The 14,807-nt window shown below is 30.4% G+C and carries 17 protein-coding genes; all 17 read left to right on the top strand.

All coding sequences use genetic code 11. The features are described from left to right. Positions 1-3: 3 nt before the first annotated feature. The 17 genes from CLPUN_RS25395 (at position 4) to CLPUN_RS25320 (ending at position 14,806) form a co-directional block, all read left to right on the top strand. A complete protein-coding gene (locus CLPUN_RS25395; RefSeq protein WP_077849981.1) occupies positions 4-483 on the top strand; it encodes a hypothetical protein in 480 nt (159 codons plus the stop codon). Then, positions 480-629 (top strand): hypothetical protein, encoded by a 150-nt coding sequence (locus tag CLPUN_RS27860; RefSeq protein ID WP_158078837.1) that lies wholly within the window; start codon positions 480-482, stop codon positions 627-629. Before CLPUN_RS25395 ends, CLPUN_RS27860 begins: the two co-directional genes overlap by 4 nt. After that, the gene (locus tag CLPUN_RS25390; RefSeq protein ID WP_077849980.1) at positions 622-1,626 is read left to right on the top strand and encodes an XkdQ/YqbQ family protein; all 1,005 of its coding nucleotides are present in this window, start codon (positions 622-624) and stop codon (positions 1,624-1,626) included. Before CLPUN_RS27860 ends, CLPUN_RS25390 begins: the two co-directional genes overlap by 8 nt. Next, on the top strand, positions 1,626-1,952 hold the full coding sequence (locus CLPUN_RS25385) for a DUF2577 domain-containing protein (protein WP_077849979.1): 327 nt from the start codon (positions 1,626-1,628) through the stop codon (positions 1,950-1,952). Before CLPUN_RS25390 ends, CLPUN_RS25385 begins: the two co-directional genes overlap by 1 nt. Further along, positions 1,945-2,385, top strand: coding sequence for a DUF2634 domain-containing protein (locus CLPUN_RS25380; protein ID WP_077849978.1), 441 nt, complete (start codon positions 1,945-1,947; stop codon positions 2,383-2,385). Before CLPUN_RS25385 ends, CLPUN_RS25380 begins: the two co-directional genes overlap by 8 nt. Beyond that, positions 2,378-3,466 (top strand): baseplate J/gp47 family protein, encoded by a 1,089-nt coding sequence (locus CLPUN_RS25375; protein WP_077849977.1) that lies wholly within the window; start codon positions 2,378-2,380, stop codon positions 3,464-3,466. Before CLPUN_RS25380 ends, CLPUN_RS25375 begins: the two co-directional genes overlap by 8 nt. 44 nt (positions 3,467-3,510) lie before the next feature. Next, a complete protein-coding gene (locus CLPUN_RS25370) occupies positions 3,511-4,200 on the top strand; it encodes a putative phage tail protein (protein WP_077849976.1) in 690 nt (229 codons plus the stop codon). A 166-nt stretch (positions 4,201-4,366) separates the two neighbouring features. Beyond that, positions 4,367-5,872, top strand: coding sequence for a phage tail-collar fiber domain-containing protein (locus tag CLPUN_RS29000; RefSeq protein WP_242954251.1), 1,506 nt, complete (start codon positions 4,367-4,369; stop codon positions 5,870-5,872). Positions 5,873-5,887: 15 nt separating this feature from the next. Then, on the top strand, positions 5,888-6,160 hold the full coding sequence (locus CLPUN_RS25360; RefSeq protein WP_077849975.1) for a hypothetical protein: 273 nt from the start codon (positions 5,888-5,890) through the stop codon (positions 6,158-6,160). Between the two features lie 43 nt (positions 6,161-6,203). Beyond that, positions 6,204-6,386 (top strand): hypothetical protein, encoded by a 183-nt coding sequence (locus CLPUN_RS25355; RefSeq protein ID WP_077849974.1) that lies wholly within the window; start codon positions 6,204-6,206, stop codon positions 6,384-6,386. Positions 6,387-6,934: 548 nt separating this feature from the next. Beyond that, a complete protein-coding gene (locus CLPUN_RS25350; RefSeq protein WP_077849973.1) occupies positions 6,935-7,417 on the top strand; it encodes a hypothetical protein in 483 nt (160 codons plus the stop codon). Between the two features lie 121 nt (positions 7,418-7,538). After that, positions 7,539-7,898 carry a DUF6673 family protein gene (locus CLPUN_RS25345; RefSeq protein ID WP_077849972.1) on the top strand — a complete coding sequence of 120 codons (360 nt, stop codon included), beginning with the start codon at positions 7,539-7,541 and terminating at the stop codon, positions 7,896-7,898. Then, positions 7,898-8,506, top strand: a complete 609-nt coding sequence (locus CLPUN_RS25340; RefSeq protein ID WP_077849971.1) for a bacteriophage Gp15 family protein — start codon at positions 7,898-7,900, stop codon at positions 8,504-8,506. Before CLPUN_RS25345 ends, CLPUN_RS25340 begins: the two co-directional genes overlap by 1 nt. Positions 8,507-8,674: 168 nt before the next feature. After that, positions 8,675-10,597: a phage tail protein gene (locus CLPUN_RS25335; RefSeq protein ID WP_077849970.1), complete on the top strand. Its 1,923-nt coding sequence runs from the start codon at positions 8,675-8,677 to the stop codon at positions 10,595-10,597. 13 nt (positions 10,598-10,610) lie between these two features. Continuing rightward, a complete protein-coding gene (locus CLPUN_RS25330) occupies positions 10,611-11,279 on the top strand; it encodes a phage tail protein (RefSeq protein ID WP_077849969.1) in 669 nt (222 codons plus the stop codon). Beyond that, entirely contained in the window at positions 11,279-13,012 is a 1,734-nt protein-coding gene (locus tag CLPUN_RS25325) for a phage tail spike protein (protein ID WP_077849968.1), read from the top strand. The genes CLPUN_RS25330 and CLPUN_RS25325 overlap by 1 nt, the downstream gene beginning before the upstream one ends. 15 nt (positions 13,013-13,027) lie before the next feature. Continuing rightward, positions 13,028-14,806 (top strand): hypothetical protein, encoded by a 1,779-nt coding sequence (locus CLPUN_RS25320; protein ID WP_077849967.1) that lies wholly within the window; start codon positions 13,028-13,030, stop codon positions 14,804-14,806. The last annotated feature ends 1 nt before the right edge of the window (position 14,807 follow it).

Raw genomic sequence — 14,807 nt, 5'->3', positions numbered from 1 at the left:
TATATGATAGAATTTTGGTTTAATCAAGGTAGAACCTGGCTGCAATTGCCAGTACCACCTTCTAGTTATTTATTAAAATTAGGTAATAATAATTCAGTAGTTAATGTTGAATCCATTGGAGAAGTAAATATATTAGGAGATTCAAAGCTTTCAGAGATATCTTTTGAAGGCTTTTTTCCTGCACAAGAATATAATTTTTGCGCATATTCTAATATTCCTAAGCCTTTTGAGTGCGTAGCACAAATAGAAAAGTGGAGGAAAAACAAAAAGCCTATAAGAGTAATTCTAACTAATACACCTATTAATGATTTATTTTCAATAGAAACCTTTGAATATGGTGAAAATGATGGCACTAGAGATGTATATTTTACTTTAAATTTAAAACAATATAAGGTTATAAAATTGAATCAAAAGCTTGTAGGCACATGGGGGTCAAGCTTTAGTTTAACAAATTCAAACAATATATTGGGTGGAAACTTATGATTGAAGTATTAGAAAAAAATATTAAGAGTAAATATAGGCTTAAGATATTAGGTGAAAAAATTAAAAGCAAATATATGGTTAGTATTTTAGAAGAAAAAAATAAAAGCCAATATATGCTTGAAATATTAGGTGAAGAATATGATTAAAATTTATAGCTTATACGATGGATGGAATTTAACAGATATAACCCCAGTATGTAAAAGTGTTGAATTATCAGCATCGGTAGATCAGCCTGCGAGAAAATGTGCATTTAGTATGATTTATTCATTATCAGATAAAAATCAGCCTAGAGTTCAAATAGGTCCAGGCACCTTAATTAGTGTTGTGGAGGAGGAACATGGAGAAATCTTTAGAGGCGAAGTAGTGGATAGAACTTTAAGCAGTTCAAGTCAAGAGGAAACCTTCACTTGCTATGACTATATGAGGTTTATTATGAATTCATCTACAAGTATGAATATTAAGAATATGCCACCAGAAAATGTTACAGCTAAAGCTTGTGAAGAGGTAAATATAAAATTAGGTGATATAGCAGTTACAGGTTTTCCAATTAATAGAGTATGTCCAGATAAAACTTACTATAACATAATAATGCAGTGTTATAGTGAGGTAAGCAAACAAAATGGAAAACAATATATTCCAATAATGAAAGCTGACAAATTAAGCATAATTGAAAAAGGACAAGTTATTTCAAATTACACACTTCAGTCAAGTAATAAGGATGTATATAACAATAATATTATAGATTTAAGCTATAAAGATACTTTAGAAAATATGATAAACAGGGTTGTTATTTTTGATGCTGATGGAAATTACGTAGATAAAGTTGAAAATGCAGAAGCAGTAAAAAGCTATGGTGTTTTCCAAACAACTTATTCAGTAGAAGATGATAAGGATACTTATACCGTAGCACGAAATAAATTATATGGTTTTAGTGATGAAATATCAATTGAAGCTATGGGAGATTATAGCTGTATAACAGGATATGCAGCTATGACTAAAGTATGGTATTTAGGCTTATTGAATAATACTACAGTATACATTAATGCTGATTCTCATACCTGGGAATGCGGGACAGGAAAGTATACTATGAAGCTGACAGTCAGCTTAACAAATAAAATGGATTTACAGGAGGTGGATAGCTAATGGATCCCTATGTAAAAATGTTAAATTTAATGACAAAGAAAGGTGCAGAATGTAATCCACTAAGTATTTGTATTGGCAAGGTTATATCACCACCGCCTGAAATTATAATTCAAACAAATAATTTACAGCTATATAAGGATGATCTTTATATAGCTGATTATTTATTGCAAGGGTATTCTCGAAACGTATCTATATCGCCTAATTGCACAGGAAATACAATAGTAACTAAGGATACTATTAAGATTGGTGATGAACTTGCAGTTTTTCCTATAGGAGGTAATCAAGTATGGATAATACTTTGTAAGGTGGTGAAATGTGATGGCTAATATATTGCCAGAAACTAATTCAATTTTAGCAAATGTAGTTGCTTCATTTCCAGAAGAAGAAGCAGAAGTAAGTATACCAAAGGAATATGCTTGGGATTTTGAAAAAAATGATTTTAAGCTAAAGGATGGAAAGTTTCAAATAGTAGAAGGCACAGAAGCTTTAAAGATTTGGATATGGAAAGCTCTTAAAACAAGTAAAGCCATATATCCAATTTATAGTGATAGCTATGGACAAGAGCTTGAGAGTTTGGTTGGAAAAGGAATTAGTAAAAGCTTGGCTGAAAGTGAAGCAGAAAGATTAACTTTAGAATGTTTAAAAGAAAATGAACACATTCTAAGTATTAGTAATTTTAAGGCTGATAAAAGTAAGGATACTTTAAAAATTACATTTACAGCAATAACTGATTGTGGGGAGGTGATAATTGATGTTTGAAAATAATACAGAAGAAGTTTTAAAAAAAGAGATGTTAAGTAGTATTGATTCTGGAATATCTAAAAGTGAAGGATATTTTGTATATGATGCAATTGCACCAGCTGCAAAAAAAATATCTGAATGTTATACCGTATTAGATATAATTTTAAAGTTAATATTTGGAGAACCAGCACCAGAAATTCCACAAGAAGACTATGATAAATTTATGGATAAGGATGCAGCAAGGCATGGATTAAAGCGTAAGCAAGGAATATATTCCATAGGTGAAGTAACCTTTACAGGCGTAGATAATTCTATAATTAATGAAAACAGCATTGTCCAAACGGTTGAAGGTTTAAAATACAAAGTAACTTCTCAAGGGAAAATTGTAAATGGAAAATGTACTTTAGGGATTAAAGCAATGGAAATGGGTTCAAAGTATAATGTACCATCAAATACTATAGTTCAAATTCCAATTAAAATTAATGGAATAATAAGCGTAACTAATTTAAATACAACTACTAGTGGTACCGATAGAGAAACTAGTGAGGAGCTGCTTGAAAGAATTATATCAAAAGAAAGAGACGAAAGCAGTAGTGGAAATGTATACGACTATGAAAAATGGGCAATGGAAGTGTCTGGAGTAGAGTCGGTTAAAGTAAAACCTCTTTGGAAGGGGAATGGTACTGTAAAAATAATAGTTGCAGGTGACAATGGGGCTCAGTTAGATGATACTATAGTTCAAAATGTAAAAGAATATATTGATCCACATGATGGAGCAGGATTTGGAAAAGCTCCTATAGGTGCTACGGTTACTGTCATATCAGTAACGCCTATGCAAATAGATGTTAAAATTCAAGGTTTAATCATAGAAGATAAATTCAGCTTAGAAGATGTAAAGCTTAATATTAAAAAATCACTTGATGCATATTTTAAAAAATTATCAGCAGGGGGAGCAGTTAAGATAAATGCTGTTGAAGCTGTAATAATGATGACAGAAGGGGTAAATGATCTAACTTCAATTAAGATAAATGATCAAAGTAAAAATATACTAGTTATAGATGAAAACAAAGCATCTTTAGGAGGTATAACCTATGAATAAGTTACCTTTTAGAAGATGTTATTTATTGTTAGGGGGAGTTATTTATGAGTAAGGTATCACAAGTAAATTTATTTATGAATAAGTCCTTAAATAATGAAGTAGAAAATAATAAATGTGCAGAAAAATTAAAGAGCTATGTGCCTTATGAAATACAAAGTAGTTATATTTTCAAGGAAATATTTAATGCTCATGGAGATATATTTGAACAATTAGAAGTAGATATTTCAGATTTATTTTTGCAAATTCTGCCTCAAACTGCGACAGAATGGGGAATAAGTCTTTGGGAAAAGCGTATTGGAATCTCGACTAATACATCTAAAACCTTAGAAGAAAGAAGAGCAAGAGTTTTAGCAAAGCTTATTAATAGAAGTACAACTACGGTTGAAACAATAAAGCAAATTTGTAGAAGCTTTGCTTCAGAAGTTGAAGTAATTCAACATAATGATGAGTATTATTTTGAAGTAAATTTATTAAGTAATTTAGGATTTTCTTATGAATTAAAAAGTATGTATGATTTTATAGATATAGTAAAACCAGCACATCTAGGAACAAAATATAAATTGACATCACTTTCTAGAGGAAAAGCTTATTACAAATTAGCTGCTACAACAGGTGAAATTTTAACGGTTTACCCTTGGATTGCTAGAAACATTGAAACAAGCACAAAACTAGAAGTTGGCGTAAGTCAAAATAAAGGTTCAGAAACTATGACAATATATCCATTAAAATCTTAGAAAAATTATAACTATTACAGTTTTAATAAAGTTATAACTACTGGAATTTAAGAAAGGTTATAAATAAAAATCTTTTATAAAAAGTATAAAACAATATATTCAAAAGAATAAAGGATTAAAATTTAATAAACAAAATAAAAAAACAATAAAAAGGAGAGGATTTAATTTGGCAGAAAATTTTTATACAATACTAACCTCAACAGGAAAAGCAAAATTAGCAAATTCAGCAGTCTTAGGCAGTAAAGTGAATTTTAAAACATTAAAAGTAGGCGATGGAAAAGGAGCTTACTATGAGCCGTCAGAAAATCAAACCTCACTTGTAAATCAAGTCTGGTCAGGAAATATAGGCTCAATTTCTGTAGATGAAAATAACCCAAACTGGATAGTAATAGAAACCTTAATACCAGCGACTATTGGAGGATTTTTCATTAGAGAAGCTGGTATTTTTGATGAAGACGATGAGTTAATTGCAATAAGTAAACTTTCAGAAACATATAAGCCAGTAGTTTCAGAAGGCAGCATAAAAGATTTATGCATCAAAATTATATTAGAAGTAAGTAATGTAGAGAGTGTAACTTTGAAGATAGATCCTACTGTAATTGTTGCTACTAGGAAGGATATTGATATATTAGAAGCAAAAGTTCAAGATGTTAATACGAAAGTGTCAAAAAATACTCAAGATATATTAGATTTAAATACTAATAAAGCTAATATAACTGACAGTAATAGAACTACTACTGCAAAAGATATAACGGGTGCTATAAATGAATTGAATAGTGGTAAAGCCAATAAGGATGGATTAGTACAAAAAAATTTGAATGCAGATTTATTAGATGGATTACATTCAACAGACATTATTAGAAAATATGATTTAAATTCAATCAATATAGATATAACAGATGGAAGTTGGTATACAAGTATTAGTGAAACTGGTCATGGTACAACTTCTTGGGGGGGATGGGTTCATGTAATTCAATATGCAACTCCGCATTTTTACACTCAGATTGCAAATACTGTAAATAGTAATCCTGGTGCAGTGACAGGAATGGCAATTCGCACAAAATGGCTTCAATCAGGTGTATGGACACAATGGAGAGCAATACCAATGCATCAAAGAGCTGCTGATGGCATGAATGCAGACAACTTAACAGATACTGGTATGTACTCAGGTTCGTGGGGGGCAGGAGTTCCAACTGAATATCCAGGATACTATGATAATCAAGGAGTTTTACAGGTTGTTAATTATTGGAATTTAGCAGATCCAAAATGGGTTAGACAAATATTTTATACTCCACATAATGATCTGATTTTTGAGAGAGCTAGAGTAAATGGAGTTTGGTTAAAATGGAAACCTTTGAATACAACTGAAACTACAACAATAACACAATTCTACAATGGATGGTCAAGATGGTCAGATGTTACTTATGGAACTGATTTAACGAAGAGTGGAAATTTGGTCAACTTATCTATTTTAGTTATAAGTTCATCACCTAATCAAAGTGCAATGTTTTATTTACCAGAAGGTTATAGACCTAGAAATAATATTATAGGTACAGCTTGGGGGGGAAACAAGCATTCTGAATTTAGAGTATATAAAGATGGTACTGTTGCTATGAATAGTACACCAACAGCACAAACATGGCATTCAATACAAGTGACTTTTTCAGTATAGGAGGATACGCAAATAATGGTAACACAAAAAGAATATGAAAGAATGTTTAAAGAAATAGATGGAATGATTTTTACTCCAAAAGTAAATTATGTTGAAGAAGAAAATGAAGTTGATGGAATTAAAGAAAAAGAATTTAAATATGAAATATTAAAAACTGCTGATGAAGTATATGAAGAATACTTAAATCCACAAAAGCCACAACAAACTGAAATAGAAACTTTAAAACAAAGATTAGCAGACATGGAAAACTATATATTACAAAAAGAATTACAAGAATCAACTAACTAATAAGCAAAGTATATAAAGATTATAAAAAAGGTGGTATGTTAAAATGACAAAATTACAAGAACTGCTAGGAAAAATATTAAAAAGTAGAATCGAAAGAGAAATAGAAGATGGTATTCTAGAAACTGATAAAGCTAATTTATGTGAAACCTTAGATATTTTTATGGCAAGCAAAAAAATTACTTCAGAGCAATATAAGGAGTTAGCGGAACTAGCAACCATTGGATAATAATAAAACTCTGGAATAGTAAAAAGGAGAGGAATTTTACATTCTTTAACTTAAATCAAAGAGGTAAAGCTTATTTAATAATGTAAAAAAACCTTATTTCATAGAAAAATTATATAAAAATTACAATATAATTAGAGAAAATGTATAAGAAATTGAGAATAATAACCCTTATAATAGTAAGTGGGAACAAAAGATAATTTCCCCTCATAAAGCATATTAAATAAAGCAGCTCAGAATGTAAAATATTTTTGAACTGTTATTTTTATGCTTAAATTCTAATACACCTTAAACAAAAGGACATTTATAGAAATATAGATGTCTTTTTTGATTAAAAGCATAGGTAAAAAAGTGTAAGATTACATACAACACTTCCAAAGGTTTATTCTATATTACGATTAAAGGGGGTGATGAGGGAGCAATCAGTTAAAATTAGCCTTTAATTTAAACACAGAAAATATTAATACTTAACCTGAGTAATTCAGGGAAATCAATGCTTATGCAATTACATAAGTAAATATTAAAAATTAATTATTTAGGAGGAAAATATAATGGGAACAATTAAACAAAGAAAGAGTTTTGCAAATTATTTAAATGTAGGAGCAGGTGTAGAAGAATACGCGTTAATGGGAGCTGGTTTTACAGATTTAATTGAAACTCCAGCAGCGCAAACAGCTTCAAAGAAGTACGTAAATGACAAATCAGCTACTAAGAGCATACTAGGATATGACTGGACTACAGCATATGTAACAGATCAAATAAGAGATGAAAAGGCTGTTGATTTTATCTGTAATGTAGGTGAAATGCAATTAGTTGGTTCTGATTGTGAAACTGATTATGTTATCGTTGATTTAGACAAAAAGGGCGCTGTTGATGGCGAATTCAAAGCTAGAAAATTCAGAATAGCAATAGAAGTTGCAAGTTTTGACAACAATGATGGGCAAATGGCTGCAACAGGTAACTTACTTGGAATTGGTGATATAGTGCATGGAACTTTCAATGTTACTACTAAAAAATTCATTCCAGCCGTATAAAGGAATTGAAAAGACAACAGACTCGTATAACGGGGTCTGTTACTTTCGAATTGATTTATTGATTACATAAATAAAACATTAAAATAATATTTAACAATAAAAGATTATAGGAGGAATTTAGATGATTATTAATAATGTAGAAATTGGTGAATTAGATATATTTGATGCAGATAGTTCTGAAAAGTATGAAAAAACCATTGATAAAGTAATAAAGGAAGCACAGGATTCAAAAGGTCTTAAACTTTCTGCTGCAATTAGAAAACAATGCAATGCAGTATTTAACTGTTTTAATGAACTTTTTGGAGAGGGTGCAGATAAAAAGGTTTTTGGTGATAAAGTTAATTTATTAATTTGTTTAAAGGCATTCGATGAACTAAAGAATGGAATTTCTAATCAAATAGAACAATCAGAAATAGAATTAGACACTATTGCATCTAAATATACTTCTAACAGAGCTAAACGTAAAGTTAAGACAAAATAATGAATATCTTAATTGATTTATTGCCAAAATCAGTAGAAATTGGTGGAGCAGAATATGAGATTAATTTCGATTTTCGTACCTCCATTCTCTTTGAAATGATGGTGCAAGATTACCAGCTTAGTGATAAAGAAAAGATATTAAAAACACTAGAACTATATTACCCAATTATTCCAAAGGATATTGATAAAAATATTAATGAAGCAATTGATAAGGCATTATGGTTTTATCGAGGCGGTAAGGATATAAAAAATCAAAGTTCTCAAATAGGTAGTACCAAGAGTGAGAAGATTTATTCTTTTGAGTATGATGATGAATATATTTACAGTGCATTTTTAGAGCAATATAATATGGATTTACAGGATGTAGAGGATCTTCATTGGTGGAAGTTTAAAGCTATGTTTAAAGCACTTAAAGAAGATAATGAAATAGTGAAAATAATGGGCTATAGAGCTATGACCATAGATAATAAAATGTCTAAGGAGCAAAAAGAATATTATAGAAAAATGAAAAAACTTTATGAAATTCCAAAATCCAAAAATGAAAAAGAAAAAATCAATGCTTTAGAAGAAGCTTTAATGGGAGATGGGGATTTAAATGGATTATTATAGGGTTTTATATATGGGGATATTAATTAAAATTATAAGTTAAAAATACAATATATGTTAAAAAGGAGTAAGAAGATATGTTTGTCTCAGAGCTTATCTATTAAGTGAACATACAAACATAATATTAACTTGTTATTTGTTTGAAAATATATGATGAAAGGTGGTGAACAAATGGCAGATAATTCGATTAGTATTGATACTTCTATTGATACAAGTAACTTTGAAAAAGGACTTGAAGATTTAAGCAACAAGGTAAAAAGTCAATTGGAGGAAACGTTTTTGACTCCAATAGCAGAGAAAGTTTTACCATGTTTAGATGATATGGCAAATGCTCTAAAAGAAGCTTTAGGGTCTGATGAAATATCTTCTAAAGTTGAAGCAATAGCAGAAAAATTAGGAGAATTTGCAGAAAGCATAACTGGAGTAGCAGAAGAGTGTCTACCAGAACTAACAGATGGTCTTTCCTGGATTCTTGGTAACAGTGATGCAATTGCAATGGGGATTGTTGGGATTGGAACTGCTCTTAAAGTATTTGAAGTAGTTAACTTAGTTATGGGGGTAGTTGAAGCATTCCAAGCAGCTAAATTAGCAACAGAAGGATTAACAGTTGCACAATGGCTGTATAATGCAGCAATGGATGCTAATCCTATAGGTATTGTAATTTCAATAATAGCAGGACTTATAGCAGCACTAATGTATCTATGGACTACAAATGAAGGCTTTAGAGAAGCTATAATAGGTGCATGGAATGCTATTTCAGAAGCTGCTACTACAGTATGGGAAGGTATTTGTACATTTTTCACAGAAACAATTCCAGCAGCCTTTAACAGCTTAGTTGAATTTTTCACAGAAACAGTTCCAGAATTTTTTGGAACCTTGTGGCAAACTATATATCAGTTATGTAGTGATGGCTGGAATACAGTGGCAGCATTTTTCACAGAGACTTTGCCAGGATTTTTTGATACTTTATGGCAAAGTGTATGTCAGTCATGTAGTGATGGATGGAATCTTATAGTCACATTTTTTACAGAATCAATACCAGCATGGATAGACTCCATAGGAGTTTTCCTTGCAGAGTTACCTAATCAAATAGCATATGGATTGGGTGCAGTATTAGCAGTTATAGTTAGCTGGTGTGTAAATACTTGGGAATATTTATCAACTAATGTGCCACTTTGGATAGAGGGAATAGTTAATTTTTTTGCACAACTTCCAAGTCAAATAATGACTTGGCTTGATACCGTTATTACTAATTTAACAACTTGGGGAAGTAATATGCTGACATCAGCAACAACTACAGTATCAGGTATAATAACAGCAATAGTTAACTATTTCATGCAGCTTCCAGCTCAAATAATGATTTGGTTAGATACAATCATAACTAATTTAACAACTTGGGGAAGTAATATGCTGATAGCAGCAACAACTACAGTGTCAGGTATAATAACAGCAATAGTTAACTATTTCATGCAGCTTCCAACTCAAATAATGACCTGGTTAGATACGACCTTAACTAATCTATCAACATGGGGTGCCAATATGTTAAGTACAGCCACAACAGCTGCGAGTGATGTAGTTACAGGAATAGTTAATACAATTTCTAATATTCCAAGTCAAATGATTACAATAGGGGGCAACATAGTTGCTGGAATAAGACAGGGGATTGAAGATGCTTGGGATAGCATGACAGGATGGATTGGAGGTCTATGCGATAGTTTTGTAGAAGGGTTTAAAGACAATTTAGACATACATTCACCTTCTAGAGTTTTTAGAGATGAGATAGGCAAAAATATAATCAAAGGTATTGGTGTAGGTATTGAATTAGAAACACCAAATTTACAAGAGCAATTAAGCTATAATATATCAGATTTAACTGACAAATTAAAGGCTAGTGTAGGCTTTGAAACTGCAAGCACTACTGCAAGTATTGCAGCTTCTGTAAATAATTCAGCAGGTGTAAACAATCCTACAACTACAAATAACAATGACAATGGAATAAACATAAACATAGAAAACTTTAATGGAACAGATAAGCAGAATGTACAAGAATTAGCACAGGAAATTGCATTCTTAAGTAAGAGAAAACTAGTATAGAAAGGGTGGTAAAATGTTTATATGGAATGGAATAAGCTCTGATGAAATGGGTGTTAAGGTAATATCTTTACCACCTGTTTCTTTAAGCACTGAAAATACAGAGGAAATTACAATAGAAGGCAGAGATGGATTTTTAACAGAATTTAAAGGTTATAGTGGAGATACTAAAAAAGTTGAAGCAGATTATTTTGGTAATGATCCATATGTGCTTTGCAACTGGCTTAGGGGAGATGGAGAAGTAACCTTTAGTAACCAAGAAGAATTTTATTATAAAGCTAGAATTAATAATCAGATTCCTATTGAAGAAATAATAAAAAATCAAATGTATAACTTTTTAATACAATTTAGATGCCAGCCATTTAAGTACTTTATAAGTGGAAAAAATAAAAAAATTATAATAGCAAATAAAACAATACTAAATAACTTTGGAAATTATAAAGCTTTACCGATTATAACGGTTTATGGTAGTGGAAATATTACTATAAATATAAATGGTAGAGCTTTTACTCTATCTAATTTATCTGATTCAATAACAATAATATCTGAAATAGAAGAAGTATTAGATGGTAAGGGAAAATTAATGGAGGGTTACTTCCCATATTTAGATGTAGGTAAAAATACAATTACTTGGAGTGGAAGTGTAACTAAATTAGAGGTGATTCCAAATTGGAGAGTGATTTAATGATTAGATTATGGGAAAGCACAGAAAAGAATTTTAAAGGTAATCAATGGATTCTAAATGAGTGTACTAAATGTGAAATAACAGAAATAATCAATGGTGAATTTGCTTTAGATTTAGAGTATCCATTACAAGATACAAAAGGAATCAGTAAATATATAGTAAGAGGTAATATCATTACTTGTCCAGTTAAAGATAATAGGCCAGAGCAACAATTTAGAATAAGAAAAGTAAATAAAACAGCTACTAACGTAGTTGTATATGCAGAAGCTAAACTAATTGCAGACTTAAAAGCAAATAGAGTAAGAGCTATGACAATAGTAGGTAAAACAAGAAAAGAAGCTATACAAATTGTATTAGATAATGCTTTAGAAAAGCATAGATTTGTAGCTGGAAATTTAGATAATAATACTACTAACAATGTGATAGTTAATATAGAAGAAGGTACTGTATTAGAAGCTTTAATAGGCAAAAAAAATAGTATTTTAAGTGAGTATGGCGGAGAATTTATTATAAATAATAATATTATAGATATAGTTGATAGTAGAGGTTCTGATGAGGGCTTTACTATAGCTTATGGTAAAAATGTATCTTCCATAAAAGAAACTACAGATGATACAGATTTAGTAACTGTTTTAATACCTAAAGTAGGAGATTTAAGATTGCCAGAATATTATGTAGAATCTACAAAGGTAAATAATTATGAGAAAAGATACTTTAAAGATGTGGAACTCAAATTAAAAATTTGGGATGGTAAAAGTGAGAGAGGCTCAGACGAAGTAACGCAAGCAGAAGCATATTCAGTTATAAGAAATACTTGTAATACGATGTTTACTCAAGATAAGCTAGATCAAATTAATTTTAATTATTCAGTTGACTTGGTGACGTTAGGAAAAACAGAAGAATACAAAGAATATGCAATATTAGAAAGTACAGACTTAGGGGATATAGTAGAAATAAAACATAAGCTATTAAATCTGGATTTAAGTGGAAGGATAAATAAGACTATTTATAATGTACTGTTAGATAAATATAGTAAATTAGAAATTGGATTTGCGAAGCAAGATATAACAGATATTATAAATGCTACAGTTAAACAAGTTGATTTTGCTAAACAACAAATATCTTTAAAAGTAGAAAATATGCAAAAGACTTTAAGTAGTGAAATAAAAGTAACAGAAGAAAGTATTTTGCAAGCTGTAACTAAGACAGATAATAATTTAAAATCCCAGATAGAAATAGAAGCAGGGAAGATAAATGCAGTAGTCCAAAGGGATAATACTGGTATGGGATGGACTTTAAACCAAGAAGAATTTAAAGTTGCTTGCACGGGTGCAAGTGGTTCTAGCGTAACAATAGATAAAAATGGGTTGACTGTAAAAGATGGAAAATTTAAATTAAAACACAAGAGTAATACAGTTTTTAAAGTTGATGATAATAGTGGTATATGTACAGCAGATGGTGGATTTATGGTAGAAGATGGTGATACATCGTGTGAAATCAATAGTTTAGGAGTTACTATTAGAGGTACTAATGGTTTTCCAGCACAATTACAGGCAATGGAAGATAGAACAGGATTATATGTACGTGATGATTTATACGTTGAAGATGTAATAAGAGTATATGGAGATGGAAAATTTGAAAAAGATATCATTCTCGTCAACGGAGGAACATTATATATTGGAGATAAAACTTTAAAACAATATATTAAAGATATAATAAACTCAAGTAAATAAGAAAGAGGTGATTAAATGGCATTGCATGATTTAGAAATTAACCTAGATTTAAAACAAAATTTAAATGTATATGCGAATTGTAAACAACTAGATAAACTCCATTTAATTTTTAATATATTTGATGATGGAGTACAAGCAGATTTAAGTAACTATACTGTTAGATTAAAGGCAATAAAAGCTGATAACATACCCCTTATACAAGATACAGAATATTCAGTAGTTAATAATGTAGTGACAATAATAGCACACGAGCAACTTACAACTACAACTGGAGCAACCAAAATAGAATTACAATTTATTAATAAAACAACAGGTGAAAAGAAAGCTACTTTTAATTTAAATTTAAAAGTAATAGCTAGCACATTAGAAGTAGAAAGAAGTATAAGTACAGCAACATATACATTATTAGAACAATTAGAAAATAAATTAGATCGAGCAGAAGATATAGCTGAAAGTATGGATGAAGCCATAGAAATAAATAAAACATTAAGTACAGCAATTACTGATGCTGCTAAGACTAAAAATGCATTGGAAATAGAAACTGGAAAAGGAAATACACTAAAAGCAGATTTAACAAAAAATATTACTGATGGAAATATCGTAAATACTACTTTAGAAAATAGTATTACTAAAGGTAATCAATTAAAAACTGATATAGATGTAAAAAACATACAAGCAGAAGCTAATATTAAGGCAATGGAGAGCTTTGAAGATGTGACAAAACTTACTCAGATAGTAGCTGATCATACTACACAGTTGTCAGAAAAGGCGAACCAAAATGAAATAATTAACGGTAATTTTGACTTTTGGCAAAGAGGTACAGCAATAAACAATGCATTGGTTAATACCTATTTAGCTGATAGATTCTGTATAAAATTTGGAAATGTATCATCTAGTGTTTTCCCTACTAATATTACTCATACTAAGCAACCATTATCTGATGGAGAAATTCCCAAATCAAGTAGTCATTATAGAATTTCTGTTGATGGAGGAGGTGTGTTTAATGGTAGTGATGTTTATTTACTTGCATACTTAATTGAAAATGGTACTAGAAAGTTATGCGGAGCAAATCAAAAGATAACAATTTCATTTTATGCAAGGTCAAGTATACCTAATAAAAAAATTGGATTAGATGCTCAACAGGTGTATGGAACAGGTGGTTCGCCTTCAACAACGAATGTGTTAACGGGTAAATATTTCAACTTAACATCAGCATTTACTAAGTATTCTGTTACGCTTGATACTGCAACTTTAGTTGGAAAAACATTCGGTACAAACGGTGATGATTATTTAAGATTAAATTTCGTACTTGCGTGGGGAATAAATTTTTCTACAAATGTAGGAGATACAATAGCAGAAACCTTTAGAGGTGCTGGATATATAGATATAGCGCAAATTAAAGTTGAAAGTGGAGACAAAGCAACACCTTTTATACCAAGACCTTATGGAGAAGAATTAGCGTTGTGTCAAAGGTATTATGATTATGTAAATGCTCTCACCGGTGGTCGAATTAATTTACCAGCAATCGCTTTGAGTTCAAATGAGGTGAGAGCATTTTACAATTTTAAAGGTAAAAAAAGAACCACGACTAGTACTGTAACAATAGGCGGACAATGGAGAACTTTACCAGGTGGGTATATTTTTAGTAATCCACTTTCTATAATTGAGATTGGAGTTGATGGTTGTACCGTTGCTAGTACAGAAATTACAGCCCTTACTGCTAATCAATCTTGGATTGTTCAATCTGGTGACGCAAATTCTGCATATATTAAAATAGATGCAGAAATATATTAGG

Source organism: Clostridium puniceum (assembly GCF_002006345.1).
Classification (GTDB): domain Bacteria; phylum Bacillota; class Clostridia; order Clostridiales; family Clostridiaceae; genus Clostridium; species Clostridium puniceum.
Note: the sequence above shows the minus strand (reverse complement) of the source record. Positions and strands in the feature narration are given on the sequence as shown.

Bases quoted from the DNA above. Each gene is read 5' to 3' on its own strand.
- CLPUN_RS25395 (WP_077849981.1), top strand. From the start codon at position 4: ATGATAGAATTTTGGTTTAATCAAGGTAGAACCTGGCTGCAATTGCCA.
- CLPUN_RS27860 (WP_158078837.1), top strand. From the start codon at position 480: ATGATTGAAGTATTAGAAAAAAATATTAAGAGTAAATATAGGCTTAAG.
- CLPUN_RS25390 (WP_077849980.1), top strand. From the start codon at position 622: ATGATTAAAATTTATAGCTTATACGATGGATGGAATTTAACAGATATA.
- CLPUN_RS25385 (WP_077849979.1), top strand. From the start codon at position 1,626: ATGGATCCCTATGTAAAAATGTTAAATTTAATGACAAAGAAAGGTGCA.
- CLPUN_RS25380 (WP_077849978.1), top strand. From the start codon at position 1,945: ATGGCTAATATATTGCCAGAAACTAATTCAATTTTAGCAAATGTAGTT.
- CLPUN_RS25375 (WP_077849977.1), top strand. From the start codon at position 2,378: ATGTTTGAAAATAATACAGAAGAAGTTTTAAAAAAAGAGATGTTAAGT.
- CLPUN_RS25370 (WP_077849976.1), top strand. From the start codon at position 3,511: ATGAGTAAGGTATCACAAGTAAATTTATTTATGAATAAGTCCTTAAAT.
- CLPUN_RS25360 (WP_077849975.1), top strand. From the start codon at position 5,888: ATGGTAACACAAAAAGAATATGAAAGAATGTTTAAAGAAATAGATGGA.
- CLPUN_RS25355 (WP_077849974.1), top strand. From the start codon at position 6,204: ATGACAAAATTACAAGAACTGCTAGGAAAAATATTAAAAAGTAGAATC.
- CLPUN_RS25350 (WP_077849973.1), top strand. From the start codon at position 6,935: ATGGGAACAATTAAACAAAGAAAGAGTTTTGCAAATTATTTAAATGTA.
- CLPUN_RS25345 (WP_077849972.1), top strand. From the start codon at position 7,539: ATGATTATTAATAATGTAGAAATTGGTGAATTAGATATATTTGATGCA.
- CLPUN_RS25340 (WP_077849971.1), top strand. From the start codon at position 7,898: ATGAATATCTTAATTGATTTATTGCCAAAATCAGTAGAAATTGGTGGA.
- CLPUN_RS25335 (WP_077849970.1), top strand. From the start codon at position 8,675: ATGGCAGATAATTCGATTAGTATTGATACTTCTATTGATACAAGTAAC.
- CLPUN_RS25330 (WP_077849969.1), top strand. From the start codon at position 10,611: ATGTTTATATGGAATGGAATAAGCTCTGATGAAATGGGTGTTAAGGTA.
- CLPUN_RS25325 (WP_077849968.1), top strand. From the start codon at position 11,279: ATGATTAGATTATGGGAAAGCACAGAAAAGAATTTTAAAGGTAATCAA.
- CLPUN_RS25320 (WP_077849967.1), top strand. From the start codon at position 13,028: ATGGCATTGCATGATTTAGAAATTAACCTAGATTTAAAACAAAATTTA.